This is a genomic window from Streptomyces sp. MMCC 100 (assembly GCF_041538145.2).
Classification (GTDB): domain Bacteria; phylum Actinomycetota; class Actinomycetes; order Streptomycetales; family Streptomycetaceae; genus Streptomyces.
Map to the genome: position 1 here is coordinate 626,526 of NZ_JBGORK020000001.1, position 18,415 is coordinate 644,940.

Here is an 18,415-nt window from a genome sequence, read left to right on the forward strand (position 1 = left end):
GGTAGTTGCCTTTTCTCTGCCCGCTGTTCGCCGGTGATGTCTGGGTTTTACATCACACTCACACCCTTTGTGTCCGGCATACGTCCCGTACCTGGACATCGCGTACGCAATGGCCTTGACGTTGCTTTGAACATTCGGAATGGTGAGGCGCGGCATGCGTATTTCTGGGGCGCATGTGAACCGGGGGGCTTGAGCACACATGCAGCCGCCCCCCGTCGATCACGGCCCCCGAGTGCGGCCTCACCGACTAATCGGCTACTGGGGGTAGCAAGTACATGACGAAGAAGACGCGTATCCGTGTCGCGCGCATCGCGGCCGGCGCCGTGATCGCGGCCGGCGCCTCGCTGACCGCCGCGGGTGCAGCATCGGCGCTCGAGGTCAACATCGGGATCACCGCTGACGGCGACACGCCGGATGACGACTGTGGCATCGTCGGCACCGACCCCGACTGCAACACGGAGGAGCCGGGCGGTGGCAACACCGAGGAGCCGGGCGGTGGCAACACCGAGGAGCCCGGTGGCGGTAACACCGAGGAGCCGGGCGGTGGCAACACCGAGGAGCCCGGCGGTGGCAACACCGAGGAGCCCGGTGGCGGTAACACCGAGGAGCCGGGCGGCGGTAACACCGAGGAGCCCGGCGGTGGCAACACGGAGCAGCCCGGTGGCGGCAACACCGAGCAGCCCGGTGGCGGCAACACTGAGCAGCCGGGCGGTGGCAACACCGAGCAGCCGGGCAACGGCAACACCGGCGGCAACGGTGGTGGCGGCAACAACAACACCAACCCCGACGGTGGCGGCAACGACAACGTCACCCAGGACCAGGGCTCCTCGGCCCTGACCGACACCGGCGAGCAGGCCCCGGCCTCCGACACCTCTGCCCAGGGCAACGGCGAGGAGCTCGCCGAGACCGGTGCCGCGGAGACCACGTTCCTGCTGGTCGGCGCCGCGACGATGATCGCGGGCGGCATCGGCTTCCGCTTCCTCCCGCGCCTGATGAACGGCCGCGGCGGGGCTGCTGCCTGACGGTAGCCGTCCGCGTACGCACCGCGCACGCAGACGAAGGGGCCCGGAGCACCACTGCTCCGGGCCCCTTCGGCGTCTTCCCTGCCTGTGTCGTGCCGGGGCCGCGTGTCCGCGTCCTGGGGCCCTGAGGGCCGCTCCAGGGCCGTCAGGCGGTCTGCTGGGCGAGCAGGGCCACCGCCGCGACCAGCACCGCCAGCAGCGCGATCAGCGCCATCGGGTTCAGTCCCGCGAAGAAGTTGCTCTCCTGCTGCAGCCGCTCGCGGTTGGCCCGGCACACCGGGCACCTGCCCTCACTCACGGGCGCCGCGCAGTTCGCGCACACCAACCGGTCGTACGTCATGCGCTCGCCCTCCTTGCCACCGGCTCCGTCTGGAACAACGCCCGCGACGGTACGAACGTTCCCCTTCCACTGTGCCAGGTTCCGTGGGGCCCTGCGCGCCCTCCCGTGGGGACAAAACGCGCAACTGATACGCAACCCCGACCGGTGACTGCGGTCGGCTCCCCGGTTCGCGTATGGTCACGCACATCTACCCCCGGCGACCCGTGGTGCATCCGTGATCCGATTCGACAACGTCTCCAAGGTCTACCCCAAACAGAGCCACCCAGCCCTCAGGGATGTCTCCCTGGAGGTCGAGAAGGGCGAGTTCGTCTTCCTCGTGGGATCCTCCGGCTCGGGAAAGTCCACCTTCCTGCGGCTGATCCTCCGCGAGGAGCGGTGCAGCCACGGACAGGTGCACGTACTGGGCAAGGACCTCGCCCGCCTGTCCAACTGGAAGGTGCCGCAGATGCGGCGCCAGCTGGGGACGGTCTTCCAGGACTTCCGCCTGCTGCCGAACAAGACGGTCGGCGAGAACGTCGCCTTCGCCCAGGAGGTCATCGGCAAGTCCCGCGGCGAGATCCGCAAGTCCGTGCCGCAGGTGCTCGACCTCGTCGGACTCGGCGGCAAGGAGGACCGCAGGCCCGGCGAGCTGTCCGGTGGTGAACAGCAGCGCGTCGCCATCGCCCGCGCCTTCGTCAACCGGCCCAAGCTGCTGATCGCCGACGAGCCCACGGGCAACCTGGACCCGCAGACCTCCGTCGGCATCATGAAGCTGCTCGACCGCATCAACCGGACGGGCACCACCGTGGTGATGGCCACGCACGACCAGAACATCGTGGACCAGATGCGCAAGCGCGTCATCGAGCTGGAGAAGGGCCGCCTCGTCCGGGACCAGGCACGCGGTGTCTACGGCTACCAGCACTGACGACGAGGAACGAAAGGCTTAACGAGACGCCATGCGCGCCCAGTTCGTAGTCTCGGAGATCGGTGTCGGTCTTCGCCGCAATCTGACGATGACCTTCGCGGTGATCGTCTCGGTCGCCCTGTCCCTGGCCCTGTTCGGCGGTTCGCTCCTGATGAGCGACCAGGTCAACACCATGAAGGGCTACTGGTACGACAAGGTCAACGTCTCGGTCTTCCTCTGCAACAAGAGCGACGCCGAGTCCGACCCCAACTGCGCCAAGGGCGCGGTGACCGAGGACCAGAAGAAGCAGATCATGTCCGACCTCGACGAGATGACCGTCGTCGAGAAGGTGACGTACGAGTCGCAGGACGAGGCGTACAAGCACTACAAGGAGCAGTTCGGCGACTCGCCGCTGGCCAGCTCCCTCACGCCGGACCAGATGCAGGAGTCGTACCGGATCAAGCTGAAGGACCCGGAGAAGTACCAGGTCATCGCGACCGCCTTCGACGGCCGTGAGGGCGTGCAGTCCGTGCAGGACCAGAAGGGCATCCTGGACAACCTCTTCGGTCTCCTCAACGGCATGAACTGGGCCGCCCGCGCGGTGATGGCCCTCATGCTCGTCGTCGCCCTGATGCTGATCGTCAACACCGTGCGCGTCTCGGCGTTCAGCCGGCGCCGCGAGACCGGCATCATGCGCCTCGTCGGCGCGTCGGGCTTCTACATCCAGGCGCCGTTCATCATGGAGGCGGCGGTCGCCGGTCTCATCGGCGGTGGTGTCGCCTGCGGATTCCTGGTGATCGCCAGGTACTTCATCATCGACCACGGACTCGCCCTGTCCGAGAAGCTGAACCTGATCAACTTCATCGGCTGGGACGCCGTCCTGACGAAGCTGCCGCTCATCCTGGCCACGAGTCTGCTGATGCCCGCGTTGGCCGCGTTCTTCGCGTTGCGCAAGTACCTGAAGGTGTGACACATACCAAGGGGGTCGCACGGTCAAGCGACCGTGCGGCCCCTGTGCGTTGTCCTAGACTCACCGGCATGTCAGGTCGTGACCTGTTCTGTCAGCCCCGCCGCGCACGCCACGGGGCCGCCCTGACCTTGGTGTTCGCGAGCGTGCTCGTCGCGGGCGCGGCCACCGGCTCGCTCCCCGGGACGGACCGGAAGTCCGAGCCCGGCACGGCCCGTTCGGCCGCCCCGGCCGGTCAGCAGGTCCGGCACGACGACGTCGCCCGCGCGGCGGCCGAGGCGATGGCCGACGGCAAGTCCCCGGTGGAGGCCGCCGAACGCGCGGTCAGCCGCAGCGGGGACCGCTGGGGCGCCATCTACTCCCAGGGCGAGTACGAGGAGTTGGAGGACGCCCTCGACGGCCGGTACACCGGCGTCGGGCTCTCCGCGCGCCGCGAGCGGGACGGGCGTATCGAGGTGACCCAGGTGCGCTCCGGCTCGCCCGCCGCCGACGCCGGGATCCGCCAGGGCGACCGCCTGCGCAGCGTCGACGGCGCGCGGGTCGACGGGCGGCCCGTCACCGAGGTCGTCTCCATACTGCGCGGCGACGCCGAGCGGGAGCCCGCCGGCACCGCCGTCCGGCTGGGCCTGGAGCGTGGCACGCGCGCGTGGACCGAGACCGTACGACGCGCCCGGCTGTCCACGGACCCCGTGAGCGTCCGCACGCTCGCCGACGGCCTCACCGTCGTCAAGGTCAGCTCCTTCACCAAGGGCGTCGGCGAGCAGGTGCGCGAGGCCGTGGCACGGGTGCCGTCCGGCGCCGGCGTCGTCCTCGACCTGCGCGGCAACTCCGGCGGCCTGGTCTCCGAGGCAGTGACCGCCGCCTCGGCCTTCCTCGACGGCGGCCTGGTCGCCACGTACGACGTCGACGGCGACCAGCGGGCCCTGTACGCCGAATCCGGCGGTGACACCACCAGACCCCTGGTCGCGCTCGTCGACGGCGGCACGATGAGCGCGGCCGAGCTCCTCACCGGGGCCCTCCAGGACCGCGGCCGGGCGGTCGTCCTGGGCTCCCGCACCTTCGGCAAGGGCTCGGTGCAGATGCCGAGCCGGCTGCCCGGCGGCTCGGTGGCCGAGCTGACCGTCGGCCACTACCGCACCCCCTCCGGCCGCGGCGTCGACGGCACGGGCATCACGCCCGACCTGGAGGTCGACCCGGCCGACCCGGCCGCCGTGGAACGGGCCCGGACGGTGCTGAGCGGACTGGGACGCCAGGTCCACGACCCCGCGTAATCGGCTTTCCGAAGGACCCCTCCGTAGTGCCAAAATGGACCGCACTATGGCTAAGGAAAAAGGGCGCAAGCTGATCGCGCAGAACAAGAAGGCGCGGCACGACTACCAGATCCTCGACACCTACGAGGCCGGCCTCGTGCTGTCCGGTACCGAGGTGAAGTCGCTGCGTCAGGGGCGGGCCTCGCTGGTCGACGGCTTCGTGCAGCTGGACGGTCACGAAGCGTGGCTGCACAACGTGCACGTGCCGGAGTACAGCCAGGGCACCTGGACCAACCACAGCGCCCGCCGCAAGCGGAAGCTGCTGCTGCACCGCGTGGAGATCGACAAGCTGGAGTCGAAGTCCCAGGAGACCGGTCACACGATCGTGCCCCTGGCGCTCTACTTCAAGGACGGCCGGGCCAAGGTCGAGATCGCGCTGGCACGCGGCAAGAAGGAGTACGACAAGCGGCAGACCCTCCGGGAGAAGCAGGACCGGCGCGAGGCGGAGCGGACGATCTCGGCGATCCGGCGCAAGCAGCGGGCTTGAGCGCCCTGGAATAGGCTGGCACGTGTGCGTGTTGTTCACGTACGATGGCACCTGCACCCCACAGAGGGTGCGCGCCCCTCTTCGGAGGACTTGAAAAAACAACATGGGGATGATCGGTTTCGACAGCGGCTGTCGAAGCAGGGGAAGCGTGTCGAGGAAGCGGCCATGATCTCGTAAACCACAGGCCGAAAAAAATAATCGCCAACACCAAGCGCGATTCCTCCCAGCAGGCCTTCGCCCTCGCTGCCTGATCTCAGGTAGCGAAGCGAGCCTCCTACTAAGGGAGTGTCAGCCCGGGGCTGTTCCCGACCCGGATCCTGGCATCAGCTAGGGGACTAAACCTTGATCCCGGTCACGGGGTGAAGAGGGAAACCAAACAGTGACTGGGCCCGTCGGAGACTTGTTCGCGTGATCTCCGGGGCCGAGAAAATCGAAGCGGACTGCACACGGAGAAGCCCTGATTCCGCACCGTTGGACGCGGGTTCGATTCCCGCCATCTCCACGAGATCGAGGGTGACGTGTGCTCGCGGTAAGCGCGAGCCACGTCGCCCTCGTTGTTTTTTGCGCGGCTTCGCCGCGCGACGCGGGGGCTCCGCCACCCGCACCCCCATACGGAAGCCCCCCGAGGCCGGCCACGTGCCGGCGGCTCAGGGGGTTTCCGCGTTCACGGTGTCCGTCGGGTCGGCAGCAGGGCGAGGAGCAGGGCCAGGGCCGCCGCCGTGACCGGTACGCCGTAGGCGGCGGTGGGGGAGACGTGCTCCACCGTCCAGCCGCCCGCCGCGCTGCCGCAGGCGATGCCGCCGAGCAGGCCGGTCACCGCGAGGGTCATGCCCTCGTTCAGGCGGCCCTCCGGGGTGCGGTGCTGGACCAGGGTCATCGTGGTGACCATCGTCGGGGCCGTCGCCATCCCGCCGACGAGCAGCGTGAGCGCCAGCAGGGGCAGTGAGCCGCTGAGGGAGGCCGCGAGCAGCGGCAGGGTCAGCAGGGCCGTCATCGCCGCCACGCACCACGGCAGGCGGTGCTCGGCCGGTCCGGCCGGCTTGATCGCGCCGTACAGCAGACCCGCGGCGCAGGAACCGGCCGCCTGCAGGGCGAGGACGACACCGGCCGCCGCGCGGTGGCCCTGTGCGTCCGCGAACGCGATGGTGGTGACCTCCATGGCGCCGAAGACGCCGCCCATCGCCAGGCACACCACCAGCAGCGAGGGGATGCCCGGGGCCCGGAAGGGTGCCTTCGCCGTCGGGCGCGGGCGGGCCGGCGGCTCGGTCGAACGCTGGGCGGTGAACAGCAGCATGCCGGTCACCAGCAGCACCACGCCCACGAGCGTGCCCGCCTCGGGGAACAGCGCCGTGCACAGGAACGCCGCGAGAACCGGACCGAGCATGAAGCACAGTTCGTCCGTGGCCTGTTCGAAGGAGTTCGCGGTGTGCAGCGCGTCGGCGTCGCCCTTCAGCAGGTGGGCCCAGCGGGCGCGGGCCATGCCGCCGGTGTTGGGCGTCGTCGCGGTGGCGGCGTACGCGGCGAACAGGGTCCAGGCGGGCGCCCCGTGCCGCACGCACAGCAGCAGGGCGACGGAGCCCAGCGCGGCGAACAGGGTGGCGGGTACGGCCACCCGCGCCTGGCCGTACCGGTCCACGAGCCGTGCGGTCCACGGGGCGACCAGCGCCGTGGCCGCCAGCCCCGTCGCGGTGACGGCGCCGGCGAGGGCGTACGAACCACGGGTGCCGGCGATCATCACGACCGCGCTCACGCTGAACATGCCCATGGGCAGCCGGGCGACGAGGTTCCCGATCGTGAAGGCCCGGGCGCCGGGCGTGGACAGGAGGCGCCGGTACGGACCTGGTGGTCGGCGCCGGGTGCGGGGGCGGAAGTCGGCCGCGACCACGGTGTCGGCGGTGACGGTCAGGAAGGGGGCGGGCGGAGCGGGGCGGAACGGGCGCGCTGGAGTCGGTATCGGCATGCGTTCACCGTCGCCCGGAGACGATCAGGGGGTCCAACACCTTCTCCGTGGCCATTCACGCAACCCCGTTGTAAATTCACCGGATGTCCGGACCCGCCCACCTCGACCCCCGTCTCCTGCGCGCCTTCGTCGCCGTCGCCGAGGAGCTGCACTTCACCCGCGCCGCCGCCCGCCTCTACGTCGCCCAGCAGGCGCTCAGCAGGGACGTGCGGCGCCTGGAGCGGGAGCTGGGCGCCGAGCTGTTCGTCCGGACCACCCGGCAGGTGACGCCGACGGCGGACGGTGAGCGGCTGCTGCCGTACGCCCGCCGGGTCCTCCAGGCGCAGGACGACCTGCTCGCCGCCTTCGGACAGGCCCGCCCGCTGCTGGTGGACCTCAACTCCCCGGGACTGGTCACCGGCCGCCTCGTCCTGGAACGGGCCCGTTCGCTCGCGCCCGAGCAGGAGCTGATGGCGCGTTACGAGAGCGGGCTGACCCACGCCGCCGGCGAACTGGTCGCGGGCCGCCTCGACGCCTCCTTCGGCCGGCTCGCGGGGCTGCCCGCGGCGTTGCGGGCGGGGCTCGGCCACCAGCCGGTGCGCTACGAGCCCATGGCGGTCGTGCTGCCCGAGGACCACCCGCTGGCCCGGCTGACCCGGGTGCCGCTCCCCGCGCTCGCCGGGGAGAGCGTGTACGCCGGGGCCGGCAACCCGCGCACGCCGGAGTGGACCGACCTCGCGCACCGCCTGTTCGAGGGACGCGGCATCCATGTGGCGTCCCCCGCGCCGCTGGCGATCGGCGAGGAGGAGTTCCAGCGCATCATGGACAAGACGCGCAATCCGATCCTCGCCGTGCAGAGCTTTCCGGCCATGCCTTCGACCGTGGTGCGCCCGCTCGTCGACCCCATACCGCTGTCGCCTGTGTCACTCGTGTGGCGAAAGGGACTGGTGCACCCCGCGCTCGACGCGCTGCGGCGGGCAGCGGCGCAGGTCGCGACCGAAAAGGGTTGGCTCAAGGTCCCCGACGGAGGATGGATTCCGGCCGCCGACGCCGCTGTGATGTCCGTCCATAAGTGACACGCGGCAACCACACATCCTCCGCGTGCGCTACATTCTTTGCCTGAGCACGGTGTGATACAGGGGGCGCTCGAACCTGGTGGGGGCCGGTTCGGCCGACGAGTGCTCGGAGTCGTATGCGCACCCGGAAGTGTTCCGTGGGGGGAAGTGCGCGCGCGTGAAGAATTGGCAAAAAGACGCCCAACCGGAGTGGCCCGAGGTCGAGTCCGGGGCTCGTGATCTCTCGGAGGCAGGACGACATGCTGACGCCACCGAGGTGCTGTCCTCGACCCGGGCCGTCCCGCCGGCCGGGGGACCCCCGATGAGCGCGGGGGAGTCCGGCGGGGCCGACGGGTCCACCGGATCCGGTTCGACCGGTTCGACCGGTTCCGCCGGGTTCGCCGGATCCGCGTCGGGTTCGGGGTGGTTCGGGGGTTCCGGTGAGAGCCCGCGCGGCCACGAGAGTTCCGCCGCGGACCAGACCGAGATCCTCGGTGCCCGAATAGGGGGCCATGGCCGCCGTGTCCCGAACCCGGATCCGTCGGCTCAGGGCCGGATAACCTGGGGCAGAACCGACCAGGCCGGGGCGAACCCCGGCAACGCCGCCCCGAACAGTGCCCCGAACGGCGCCGTTTCGAACAACGCCGCCCCGAGGCCCAACCCGTTCGGCACGGCCCCTTACGCCGCCCCGGCGCCCGGCACCGGCACCACCGGCATGGGCACCGGCCACGCCCGCGGCACCGGGAACGGCCCGGACCCCGACCGGACGGACATCCTCCCGTCGGCCGGTCCCACCCGCGCCTTCCCCGCACCCGCGCCCACACCTCCGCCCGGCCCCGCCACCGCCGCACTCCGCGACCCCTGGCAGGAGCTGCCGGACACGGACGGCGACGGGGGCACCGGCGCCGCCGGTCACACCCACGACCCGCACGAGGTCACGGTCCAGCTCGACGCCGTCCACCTCGGCGACGGCATGGTCCTGCGGGCCGACAGCGGACACCGCAAGAGCGGCCCCGAGCCCTCCGACGGTCCCGTCTTCGTCGACGCGTCGGGCCGCCGCAGCCGCCTGTACCGCCGCCTCGGCATCCTCGTCGGCATCGCCTGCGCGATCTACGCCGTCGTCATCGTCTCCACGCTGCTCTCCGGCAACTCCGACGCCCCCTGGATGCCCGTACCGGGCCAGGAGGAGGGCGCGCCGGCCGGACAGGTCGACACCACCCCGCTGCCCTCGCAGTCGGCGCAGCCCTCCGGCACCGGCGCAGCCGTCCCGCAGACCAGCCCCTCGGCCGACGCCGGTGCGGCGACCGCACCGGGGGCCGAGGCACCCGCGCCCGGCACGTCCGGCACGACCGGCGGCACCGCGGTGCAGCCCGGCACGAGCGCCGGGCCCCAGCCCTCGGCGTCCGGGACCGGCCGGGACCCGGGCGGTTCCGGCGCGACCGGCCCCGGCCCGAGCCAGTCGACGCAGGCCTCGCAGCCCGCCACCACCGACCCGTCGACCCCGGCGGGCGGCGGTGGCGACACGCCCGCCGACCCGACCGAGCCCACCGGCGGCACCACCGCGGGCACCGACCCGGGCGAGGGCGGCCCCAACGCCAACGGCGCCGACGACCCGGACCCCGTCGCGGGTCCGGCCGGCGCACCCGTCGTGGCCGCCGAACCGGCCGACACCTCCACGTCCCCTTCCCTGTCCCCGGAGAACACCCTCTGATGGCATCCCGCACCCGCCGTCACGGGGCCACGCGCAGCGCCCGTGAGGGCTCCCGCCGTCGCCTGCCGTTGCGCCTGCTGCTTCCGCTGCTCGTCCTGGTCGCCCTGGTGGCGATGCTCATGCTGCGCGGATACGTGCACAGCGAGATCCTCGCCGACCACCGCGTCCAGCCGCCCGCCGCCACCACCGACGTCCCCGACAAGATCCTCGAGGGCGGTCCGGTCATCGACGCGCGCGGCGGCCGCACCGACAGCCTCAGCGTGCCCGACCACCGGCTCGTCCTCACCTTCGACGACGGCCCGGACCCGACCTGGACGCCGCGCGTCCTCGACGTGCTGAAGAAGCACGACGCGCACGCGGTCTTCTTCGTCACCGGCACCATGGCCTCCCGCTACCCCGACCTCGTCGAGCGCATGGTCGACGAGGGCCACGAGGTGGGCCTGCACACCTTCAACCACCCCGACCTCTCCTTCCAGTCCAAGAAGCGCATCGACTGGGAGCTGTCGCAGAACCAGCTGGCCATCACCGGCGCGGCCGGCGTGCGCACCTCGCTGTTCCGCCCGCCGTACTCCTCCTTCGCCGACGCCATGGACAACAAGTCCTGGCCGGTCACCGAGTACATCGGCAGCCGCGGTTACCTCGTCGTCGTCAACAACACCGACAGCGAGGACTGGCAGAAGCCCGGCGTCGACGAGATCATCCGCCGTGCCACGCCGCACGGCGGCAAGGGCGCCATCGTCCTGATGCACGACTCCGGCGGCGACCGCCACCAGACCGTGCAGGCCCTGGACAAGTTCCTGCCGGACCTGAAGAAGCAGGGCTACGAGTTCGACAACCTCACCGAGGCCCTGGACGCGCCCAGCGCCATGACCCCGGTGACCGGCGCCGAGCTGTGGAAGGGCAAGGCGTGGGTCTTCCTGGTCCAGGCCTCGGAGAAGCTCACCGACGTCCTGGTGGTGGGCCTGGCGATCATCGGCACGCTGGTCATCGGACGCTTCGTCCTGATGCTGCTCCTGTCCGGCGTCCACGCCCGCCGGGTGCGCCGCAGACGCTTCCGCTGGGGCCCGGCGGTCACCGAACCCGTCACGGTGCTGGTCCCGGCGTACAACGAGGCCAAGTGCATCGAGAACACGGTCCGTTCCCTGATGGAGAGCGACCATCCGATCGAGATCATCGTCATCGACGACGGCTCCAGTGACGGCACCGCCCGCATCGTCGAGGGTCTCGGCCTGCCGAACGTCCGGGTGATCCGGCAGCTCAACGCGGGCAAGCCGGCCGCGCTCAACCGGGGCCTGGCCAACGCCCGTTACGACATCGTCGTGATGATGGACGGCGACACCGTCTTCGAACCCTCCACCGTCCGCGAACTCGTCCAGCCCTTCGGCGACCCGAAGGTGGGCGCCGTGGCGGGCAACGCGAAGGTCGGCAACAAGGACAGCCTCATCGGCGCCTGGCAGCACATCGAGTACGTGATGGGCTTCAACCTGGACCGCCGGATGTACGACATCCTCGGCTGCATGCCGACCATCCCCGGCGCGGTCGGCGCCTTCCGCCGCAGCGCCCTGGAGCCCTTCGGCGGCATGAGCGACGACACGCTCGCCGAGGACACCGACGTCACCATGGCGCTGCACCGCGCCGGCTGGCGGGTCGTCTACGCCGAGAACGCCCGCGCCTGGACCGAGGCCCCGGAGTCCGTGCAGCAGCTGTGGTCCCAGCGCTACCGCTGGTCGTACGGCACCATGCAGGCCATCTGGAAGCACCGCCGCGCGGTGATCGAGAAGGGCCCCTCGGGCCGCTTCGGCCGCGTGGGCCTGCCGTTCGTCTCCCTGTTCATGGTGCTGGCCCCGCTGCTGGCCCCGCTGATCGACGTCTTCCTGCTCTACGGCCTCGTCTTCGGGCCGACCCAGCAGACGATCGTGGCGTGGCTGGGCGTCCTCGCCATCCAGGCGGTGTGCGCGGCGTACGCCTTCCGGCTCGACCGGGAGAAGCTGACCCCGCTCATCTCGCTGCCCCTCCAGCAGATCCTGTACCGCCAGATCATGTACGTGGTGCTGCTCCAGTCCTGGATCACGGCGCTCACCGGCGGCCGGCTGCGCTGGCAGAAGCTGCGGCGCAGCGGCGGTGTGTCCGCGCCGCCGCCCGGTGCCGACGGCGTACCGCCCCAGCGGCGCTCCGGTGCCGTCGACGGGAGGCGGCCGGTCGGATGACCAACCCGCCGTTCGACCCGACATGGCCGGCCCCTGCCGCGCCCACCGCCCCCGCCCCGGCCGCCTCCGCGCCGGCCACCACCCGGAGAGCCCCGCACGTGACCGCACCACCGCCCCCGTATCCACCCGCCGGCGCGGATCCGGCCGCCCTGTCCGCCTCGTCCGCACCACCCGCCCCGGTCGCACCGGCCGTGCCCCAGCAGAAGCAGGCCCGGCGCGCTCCCGTGCGCGACCGGTACTTCGACCTGCTGCGGGCGGTGGCACTCTTCCGCGTGGTCCTCTACCACCTGATGGGCTGGGCCTGGCTGCCGGTGGTGTTCCCGTCCATGGGCGTCATGTTCGCCCTCGCGGGCAACCTGATGGCCCGTTCCCTCAAGCGTCCGGCCGTCCAGGTCGTCCGCAGCCGCATGCGCCGCCTGCTGCCGCCGCTGTGGCTGCTGGGCGTCGTGGGCGTGACCGGCATGGTGCTGCAGGGCTGGGGACCGAACGACGACGGACACCCGGGCTGGTGGTGGCTCCACCTCGTCTACTGGATCCTGCCGCTGAGCGACCCGCCGTTCGCCGAGGGCCTGCCGGGCATCCACGGCATCCTCGGCGAGGACTGGGCCTCGGAACTCGCCGGGCCGCTCTGGTACATCCGCGCCTACCTCTGGTACGTCCTGCTCTCCCCGGTTCTGCTGCGCGCGCTGCGGGCGCTGCCCTGGCTGACGATCCTCGCGCCGCTCGTCCTGTCGGCCGCCTTCCAGTTCGGCTACCTCGAGCTGCCGGGCGAGCGCTTCCCGTCCGCCCTCACGGACTTCAGCACCTTCGGCGCCTGCTGGGTCCTCGGCATGGCCCACCAGGAAGGCGTACTGAAACGGCTGCCGCGCTACATCGTGCCCTCGGTCGCCCCGGTGATCGCCGCGCTGGGCCTCTGGTACGCCTTCAGGGAGGGCTTCAAGACCGGGTACGACCTGGACTCCATCCCCTTCGCGCAGGCCGTCTGGTCCTTCGCGACGGTGCTGCTGCTCCTGCACGTCAGCCCGTCGTGGACCGAGTGGCCGCGCCGGCTGCGCCGCTGGGACCGGCTGATCACCCTGCTCAACTCGCGCGCCGTGACGATCTACCTGTGGCACAACGTCTGCATCCTCGTCGCGGCCACGCTGTGGGACCAGCTGTGGGGCTTCGACGTCGTCTACGAGAACGTCCCGTGGCTGCTGGAGAGCCCCTGGCCGGTCCTGGTCATCGCCTGGCTGCTCATCGGGAGCTGCGTCGTCTGGTTCGGCTGGATGGAGGACGTGGCGGCCAAGCGCAAGCCCCAGCTGTGGCCGGACGGCGGCAAGCGCCCGGCGCGGAAGCAGCCCAGGGCCCGCGCCGCGCACCGGAGCTGACGCCGCGACCGGGGCCGACGCCGCACCGGGGCTGACGCGTGTCGGCCCTCCGTGCGAGACTGCCCCGGTTGCGGGAGTGAACACGGTGGCGTGAGCCGGTCAGGGGGAGCAGCGGGATGAGCAAGCGGCAGACGCAGAAGATGCTGCAGTTGATGGCGAGCGGGGAGCCGGTCCAGCTCACCAGCCGGATGTCGTCGGTGAAGAAGCTCGCCAAGCTCGCCTTCGTCGCCCAGCAGTTCGGGTACGAGTACGCCGACGTGCGCCAGAGCGGCGGGAACAACGCCGCGCTCACCATGCTGCTGGTCCCCGATCCCAGCCCGCAGGCCCGCACCAGGGCCGCGCAGAACTGGGCGCAGTACCCGAACGCCGGCGACGGCGTGTCGCTGCCGCCGCTCGTGCCGGACGCCTTCGAACTCCTCAAGGCGCGGATCAACTTCGACCTCACCGGCAAGAACGCCCAGAAGTCGATGGGCTACGGCGCGCTCGGCGGCACCGTCGCGTGTGTGGTCCTCGCCTACCGCGAGGGCGGTTCGTCCGACGACTTCGTCCTCTCCGGGATCATCTGGCTGGTCCTCATGGCGGCCCTGGGCATCGGTTTCCTCGTCACCCGCAAGCGCAACGCCAAGTTCGCGGCCCGGCTGCAGGCCGCCGGGTTCGTGCCGATGGCCGACGAGACGGGGCGGGTGCGGTACCTGCCGCCCGGCGGGCAGCTGCCGGGGCACGGGAACCCGTTCGGCGCCGCGCCCGGCGGCTACGGACAGCCGGCCCCCGGCCAGTACGCCGCCCAGCCGCCCCAGCAGCAGCCGTACGGCGGGCCGCACCAGGCCCAGCAGCCCTACGCGCCCCCGCAGGGGCAGCAGCCCTACCCGCCGCAGCAGGCCCCGCAGCCGTACCAGCCGCAGCAGACTCCGCAGCCGTACGCCCAGCCGCAGCAGCAGCCGTACGCGCCCCCGCAGCCGCAGGGGCAGCAGCCGTACCCGCCGCAGGGCTACCCGCAGCAGAACCCGCACTGGCAGCCCCAGCCCCCGCAGAGCTGACCGAGAACTCTCACCTGGCACCGGCGCCGGGTGAGAGCAACGTTCCCTCCCGGTCATCCACAGCCCCACCGGCCCGAAACGCGTCCTGCCTACCTTCGGCGCAACCGAGTTGTGGAGCACCGTGGAGGCGTCATGACAGTCCCTGGCGGCCGCTGGATCGCGTACTGGGATCCCGAGGACGAGACCTTCTGGCGGGAGACGGGGGAGCGGACCGCCCGGCGGAACCTGTTCTTCTCCGTCCTCTCCGAGCACATCGGGTTCTCCGTCTGGACGATGTGGTCCGTGCTGGTGCTCTTCATGGGCCCGGAGTACGGGCTGACACCGGCCGACAAGTTCCTGCTGACGTCCGTGGTGACGCTCGTCGGGGCCGTCGTGCGGGTGCCGTACACCTTCGCCGTCGCCGTCTTCGGCGGGCGGAACTGGACGATCGTCTCCGCCGGGCTGCTGCTCGTGCCGACCGTCGCGGCCTTCGCCGTCATGGAACCGGGGACGTCCTTGTCGACCTTCCTCCTGGTCGGGCTGCTGGCCGGCATCGGGGGCGGCAACTTCGCCTCCTCCATGACCAACATCAACGCGTTCTTCCCGCTCAGGAAGAAGGGCTGGGCGCTCGGTCTCAACGCCGGGGGCGGCAACATCGGCGTGCCGGTCATCCAGCTGGCCGCGCTCGCGATCATCGGGGCGGGCGGTGGGCCCCGGCTCCTGCTCGGCATCTACATCCCGCTGGTCCTGGCGGCCGCGGTGCTCGCCGCGTGCTGCATGGACAACCTCGCCTCCGTGAAGAACGACACGGGGGCCGCCAAGGACGCCGCGCGGGACGCCCACACCTGGATCATGTCGGTGCTGTACATCGGCACGTTCGGCTCGTTCATCGGCTACAGCTTCGCCTTCGGACAGGTGCTCCAGAGCCAGTTCGGGCGGACCCCGCTCCAGGCGGCGTACCTGACCTTCATCGGTCCGCTGCTCGGCTCCCTGATCCGGCCGGTGGGCGGCAGGCTCGCCGACCGGTACGGCGGCGCGCGGATCACCCTGTGGAACTTCGTCGCGATGGCCGCCGCCACGGCCGTACTCGTCGCGGCCAGCGCGGCGAAGTCGCTCGCGCTGTTCGTGGCCGTGTTCGTGGTGCTGTTCGTGCTCAGCGGGCTGGGCAACGGGTCGACGTTCAAGATGATCCCCGGGATCTTCCAGAACAAGGCGCTGGGCAAGGGGCTGAAGGGGGAGGCCGCGGTGGCGTACGGGCGGCGGCTCTCCGGGGCCTCCATGGGGCTGATCGGCGCGGTGGGCGCGCTCGGCGGCGTCGCCATCAACCTGGCCTTCCGGCAGTCCTTCCTCTCCTCCGGCTCGGGCACCGGCGCGTTCGTCGCCTTCCTCGCCTTCTACGCCGTGTGCCTCGCCGTCACGTGGGCGGTATACCTTCGCCGCCCCGTGGCACGGACGCCGGAGGGCACCGTGGGCACGGAAAGGGCGACGGCGGAGCTCAGCCGTGCCGAGGTATGACGTAACACTGGTGACATGAAGCGGAACCGAGCCCGTCACGCGGCGTTGGCAGGCTCGGTCGCCACGTGACTGTGCACGTGGGTGTGAACGGATCGGAGCGCGGCGAGCGATGGACGACGTGAGCGACGTGGGGGGCTGGGGCGGCGTGGACGGCGTGGGCGACGGCGTGCAGCGGTCCGACCACGGCCCGCTGGCCGGGTTCACCGTGGGCGTGACCGCCGCCCGCCGGGCCGACGAACTGGGCGCGCTGCTCCAGCGGCGCGGAGCCGCCGTCCTGCACGCGCCGGCGCTGCGGATCGTGCCGCTCGCCGACGACAGCGAGCTGATGGCCGCGACCGAGCGGATCGTCGACCGGGCACCGGACGTCGTCGTCGCCACCACCGCCATCGGGTTCCGGGGCTGGGTCGAGGCCGCCGACGGCTGGGGGCTCGGTGACGCCCTGCTGGAGCGGCTGCGCACGGTGGAGCTGCTGGCGCGCGGTCCCAAGGTCAAGGGCGCGGTCCGGGCCGCGGGACTGACGGAGCGGTGGTCGCCGGTGTCGGAGTCCATGGCCGAGGTTCTCGACCGGCTCCTGGAGGAGGGCGTGGAGGGCCGCCGGATCGCCGTACAGCTGCACGGTGAGCCGTTGCCGGGGTTCGTGGAGGCGCTGCGGGAGGGCGGCGCCGAGGTGCTGGGGGTGCCCGTGTACCGGTGGCTGCCGCCGGAGGACCTCACGCCCGTGGACCGGCTGCTGGACGCCGCGGTGTCGCGGGGCGTGGACGCCGTGACGTTCACCAGCGCGCCCGCCGCGGTGTCCCTGCTGGGCCGGGCCGGGGAGCGGGGCATGCTGCCCGAACTGCTCGCCGCGTTCGGCCACGACGTGCTGCCCGCCTGCGTCGGACCGGTCACCGCGGTGCCGCTCCAGGCGCACGGCGTGGACACGGTCCAGCCCGAACGCTTCCGGCTCGGTCCCCTGGTCCAGCTGCTCTGCCAGGAGCTGCCGGTCCGCGCCCGTGCCCTGCCGGTCGCCGGGCACCGGCTGGAGATCCGCGGACACGCGGTGCTCGTCGACGGGGAACTGCGGGCCGTGCCGCCCGCCGGCATGTCCCTGCTGCGCGCCCTCTCCCGGCGGCCGGGCTGGGTCGTGCCCCGCGCGGAGCTGCTGCGGGCCCTGCCGGGCACCGGCCGCGACGAACACGCCGTCGAGACGGCCATGGCCCGCCTGCGCACGTCCCTCGGCACCCCGAAGCTGATCCAGACGGTGGTGAAACGCGGCTACCGCCTGTCCCTGGACCCGGCCACGGACGCCAAGTACACGACCGACTGACCACCCCGGCCCCCCAGCTCTGCGCGGCACGGCCGGTCCCTGCCGCGCAGCGAGCGGTACGTGCGCGGACCGCCGCGCCGTGGGCGTGCGCCCGGTGCGCGGTGCCGGGGCACGGGCGACGCGACGGCCGGTCGTCGCGCCGCGGATCCCGGGCGCCCCGGGTCGGGCCGCAAGCGGCGAGGCTTCCGGCGCCGTGCCCGTGGACGGACCCCGGGCCGCCGCCCCCCGTGCTCGGCGCCTCCTCCCACTCGCCGTACTGCGGCGCCGCGAACTCACCGCCGGGCCACGGGTGCCGACCGCTCACCGACCGGCGGCCGGAAGCCCCGGGTGCCGGTGCGTGGTCGTCCGGGCGGCTTTCCCGGCCCGCGATGCTGTCCGTGGGTCCGTGGGTCCGTGGGTCCGTGGGTCCGTGGGTCCGTGGGTGCGCGGGGCCGCGGGTCCGTGGGGCCGCGGGTACGCAGGTCTGCCGGGCCGTGGGCTGCGGGATGCCGGGTGACTTACCGGTCGGTCGACCGTGGGTGGCCGGGTGCTCGCTGGTGGGTGCTCGCCGGGGCCCCGGGCGCTCAGTGCCGGGTCGTGTGCGGTGTCCTGTGTGACGACGTAGGGCGTCGTGGCGTCGCGGGCGCCGATCGGGCCGGTCGTCCCCGGGTCGCCAGGCCCGTGGCCAGGCAGGCCGTCGCCACCGTCGACAGCACGGCACGTACGACGTTCCAGGCCACCCACGGGTCCTCGAACCGCTCGCGCAGCGCCGCCGGGTCGCCGGGGCGGGCCAGGGCGTCGTTGAGGGGGACGTTGCCGCCGACGGTGACCAGGAAGGCGAGCACGTACGCCGCCGCGCCGGCCCGGATCCACCAGCGGCCCGGCAGCCCGCGCGACTGCCACCCCGCGAGGCCCGCGAGGGCGAGTGCGCCCATGAAGACCAGCAGGAACACCGGGTTCTCGATCACGTCGTTGATGTCGCGCATCACGGCGACGTACACCCGGTCGTCGCTGCGCGCCAGCGCCGGCATCACGGCGCAGGCGAAGACGTAGAAGGTCCCGGCCGTCAGGCCTGCGGCGACCGTGGCCGCGACCAGCACTCCACCGGCGGTGCGGAACCGCCGTTCCCCGTTGATGTCTGTCATGTGTCCAGTCAACGGGCGCCTCGGCGCGCCGGACATGGCCCGGACGCGCGGGCGCATGCGCAAGCGTCCACGCGGGAGCGGTACGAGGGGTTCCGGGCGCGGGAGCGGGCAGGCACTGTAGAGAGGAGCGGTCCGCGAGCGGTCCGCACGCGGTCTCCCTGCT

Annotated in this window: 15 protein-coding genes and 1 other RNA gene; 13 read left to right on the forward strand and 3 right to left on the reverse strand. The window is 72.0% G+C overall.

Features of this window, described 5'->3' with window-relative positions; translation table 11 throughout:
* Positions 1–275 precede the first annotated feature (275 nt).
* A complete protein-coding gene (locus ABS735_RS02945; protein WP_373899820.1) occupies positions 276–1,022 on the forward strand; it encodes a hypothetical protein in 747 nt (248 codons plus the stop codon).
* A 145-nt stretch (positions 1,023–1,167) separates the two neighbouring features.
* On the opposite strand, the gene ABS735_RS02950 is transcribed toward ABS735_RS02945, so the two are convergent.
* Positions 1,168–1,362 (reverse strand): hypothetical protein, encoded by a 195-nt coding sequence (locus tag ABS735_RS02950; RefSeq protein WP_373899821.1) that lies wholly within the window; start codon positions 1,360–1,362, stop codon positions 1,168–1,170.
* A 214-nt stretch (positions 1,363–1,576) separates the two neighbouring features.
* On the opposite strand from ABS735_RS02950, the gene ftsE reads away from it, so the two are divergent.
* The 5 genes from ftsE to ssrA all read left to right on the forward strand — a co-directional run bounded on the left by ftsE (position 1,577) and on the right by ssrA (position 5,514).
* Complete coding sequence (gene ftsE / locus ABS735_RS02955) at positions 1,577–2,266, forward strand: cell division ATP-binding protein FtsE (protein WP_003975843.1); 690 nt, start codon at positions 1,577–1,579, stop codon at positions 2,264–2,266.
* A 31-nt stretch (positions 2,267–2,297) separates the two neighbouring features.
* The gene (gene ftsX, locus ABS735_RS02960) at positions 2,298–3,215 is read left to right on the forward strand and encodes a permease-like cell division protein FtsX (RefSeq protein ID WP_373899822.1); all 918 of its coding nucleotides are present in this window, start codon (positions 2,298–2,300) and stop codon (positions 3,213–3,215) included.
* A 68-nt stretch (positions 3,216–3,283) separates the two neighbouring features.
* Positions 3,284–4,483: a S41 family peptidase gene (locus ABS735_RS02965; RefSeq protein WP_373899823.1), complete on the forward strand. Its 1,200-nt coding sequence runs from the start codon at positions 3,284–3,286 to the stop codon at positions 4,481–4,483.
* 46 nt (positions 4,484–4,529) lie between these two features.
* On the forward strand, positions 4,530–5,009 hold the full coding sequence (smpB, locus tag ABS735_RS02970) for an SsrA-binding protein SmpB (protein WP_007450171.1): 480 nt from the start codon (positions 4,530–4,532) through the stop codon (positions 5,007–5,009).
* A gap of 105 nt (positions 5,010–5,114) precedes the next feature.
* Positions 5,115–5,514: a transfer-messenger RNA gene (ssrA, locus tag ABS735_RS02975) on the forward strand.
* A 159-nt stretch (positions 5,515–5,673) separates the two neighbouring features.
* On the opposite strand, the gene ABS735_RS02980 is transcribed toward ssrA, so the two are convergent.
* The gene (locus tag ABS735_RS02980) at positions 5,674–6,969 is read right to left on the reverse strand and encodes an MFS transporter (RefSeq protein WP_373899824.1); all 1,296 of its coding nucleotides are present in this window, start codon (positions 6,967–6,969) and stop codon (positions 5,674–5,676) included.
* Positions 6,970–7,052: 83 nt separating this feature from the next.
* Between ABS735_RS02980 and stgR the strand changes: the two genes are divergently transcribed.
* The 7 genes from stgR to ABS735_RS03015 all read left to right on the forward strand — a co-directional run bounded on the left by stgR (position 7,053) and on the right by ABS735_RS03015 (position 17,128).
* Positions 7,053–8,024 (forward strand): LysR family transcriptional regulator StgR, encoded by a 972-nt coding sequence (stgR, locus tag ABS735_RS02985; RefSeq protein ID WP_373899825.1) that lies wholly within the window; start codon positions 7,053–7,055, stop codon positions 8,022–8,024.
* Positions 8,025–8,325: 301 nt separating this feature from the next.
* Positions 8,326–9,714 carry a hypothetical protein gene (locus ABS735_RS02990; RefSeq protein WP_373899826.1) on the forward strand — a complete coding sequence of 463 codons (1,389 nt, stop codon included), beginning with the start codon at positions 8,326–8,328 and terminating at the stop codon, positions 9,712–9,714.
* On the forward strand, positions 9,714–11,921 hold the full coding sequence (locus tag ABS735_RS02995; protein WP_373899827.1) for a bifunctional polysaccharide deacetylase/glycosyltransferase family 2 protein: 2,208 nt from the start codon (positions 9,714–9,716) through the stop codon (positions 11,919–11,921). Before ABS735_RS02990 ends, ABS735_RS02995 begins: the two co-directional genes overlap by 1 nt.
* The gene (locus ABS735_RS03000) at positions 11,918–13,291 is read left to right on the forward strand and encodes an acyltransferase family protein (RefSeq protein WP_373899828.1); all 1,374 of its coding nucleotides are present in this window, start codon (positions 11,918–11,920) and stop codon (positions 13,289–13,291) included. The genes ABS735_RS02995 and ABS735_RS03000 overlap by 4 nt, the downstream gene beginning before the upstream one ends.
* Before the next feature lie 116 nt (positions 13,292–13,407).
* Positions 13,408–14,328 (forward strand): hypothetical protein, encoded by a 921-nt coding sequence (locus tag ABS735_RS03005; protein ID WP_373899829.1) that lies wholly within the window; start codon positions 13,408–13,410, stop codon positions 14,326–14,328.
* 132 nt (positions 14,329–14,460) lie between these two features.
* A complete protein-coding gene (locus tag ABS735_RS03010) occupies positions 14,461–15,822 on the forward strand; it encodes a nitrate/nitrite transporter (protein WP_373899830.1) in 1,362 nt (453 codons plus the stop codon).
* A 109-nt stretch (positions 15,823–15,931) separates the two neighbouring features.
* A complete protein-coding gene (locus tag ABS735_RS03015; RefSeq protein ID WP_373899831.1) occupies positions 15,932–17,128 on the forward strand; it encodes a uroporphyrinogen-III synthase in 1,197 nt (398 codons plus the stop codon).
* A gap of 563 nt (positions 17,129–17,691) precedes the next feature.
* Here the strand turns inward: ABS735_RS03015 and ABS735_RS03020 are convergent.
* Entirely contained in the window at positions 17,692–18,252 is a 561-nt protein-coding gene (locus ABS735_RS03020) for an anthrone oxygenase family protein (protein ID WP_373899832.1), read from the reverse strand.
* Positions 18,253–18,415 lie beyond the last annotated feature (163 nt).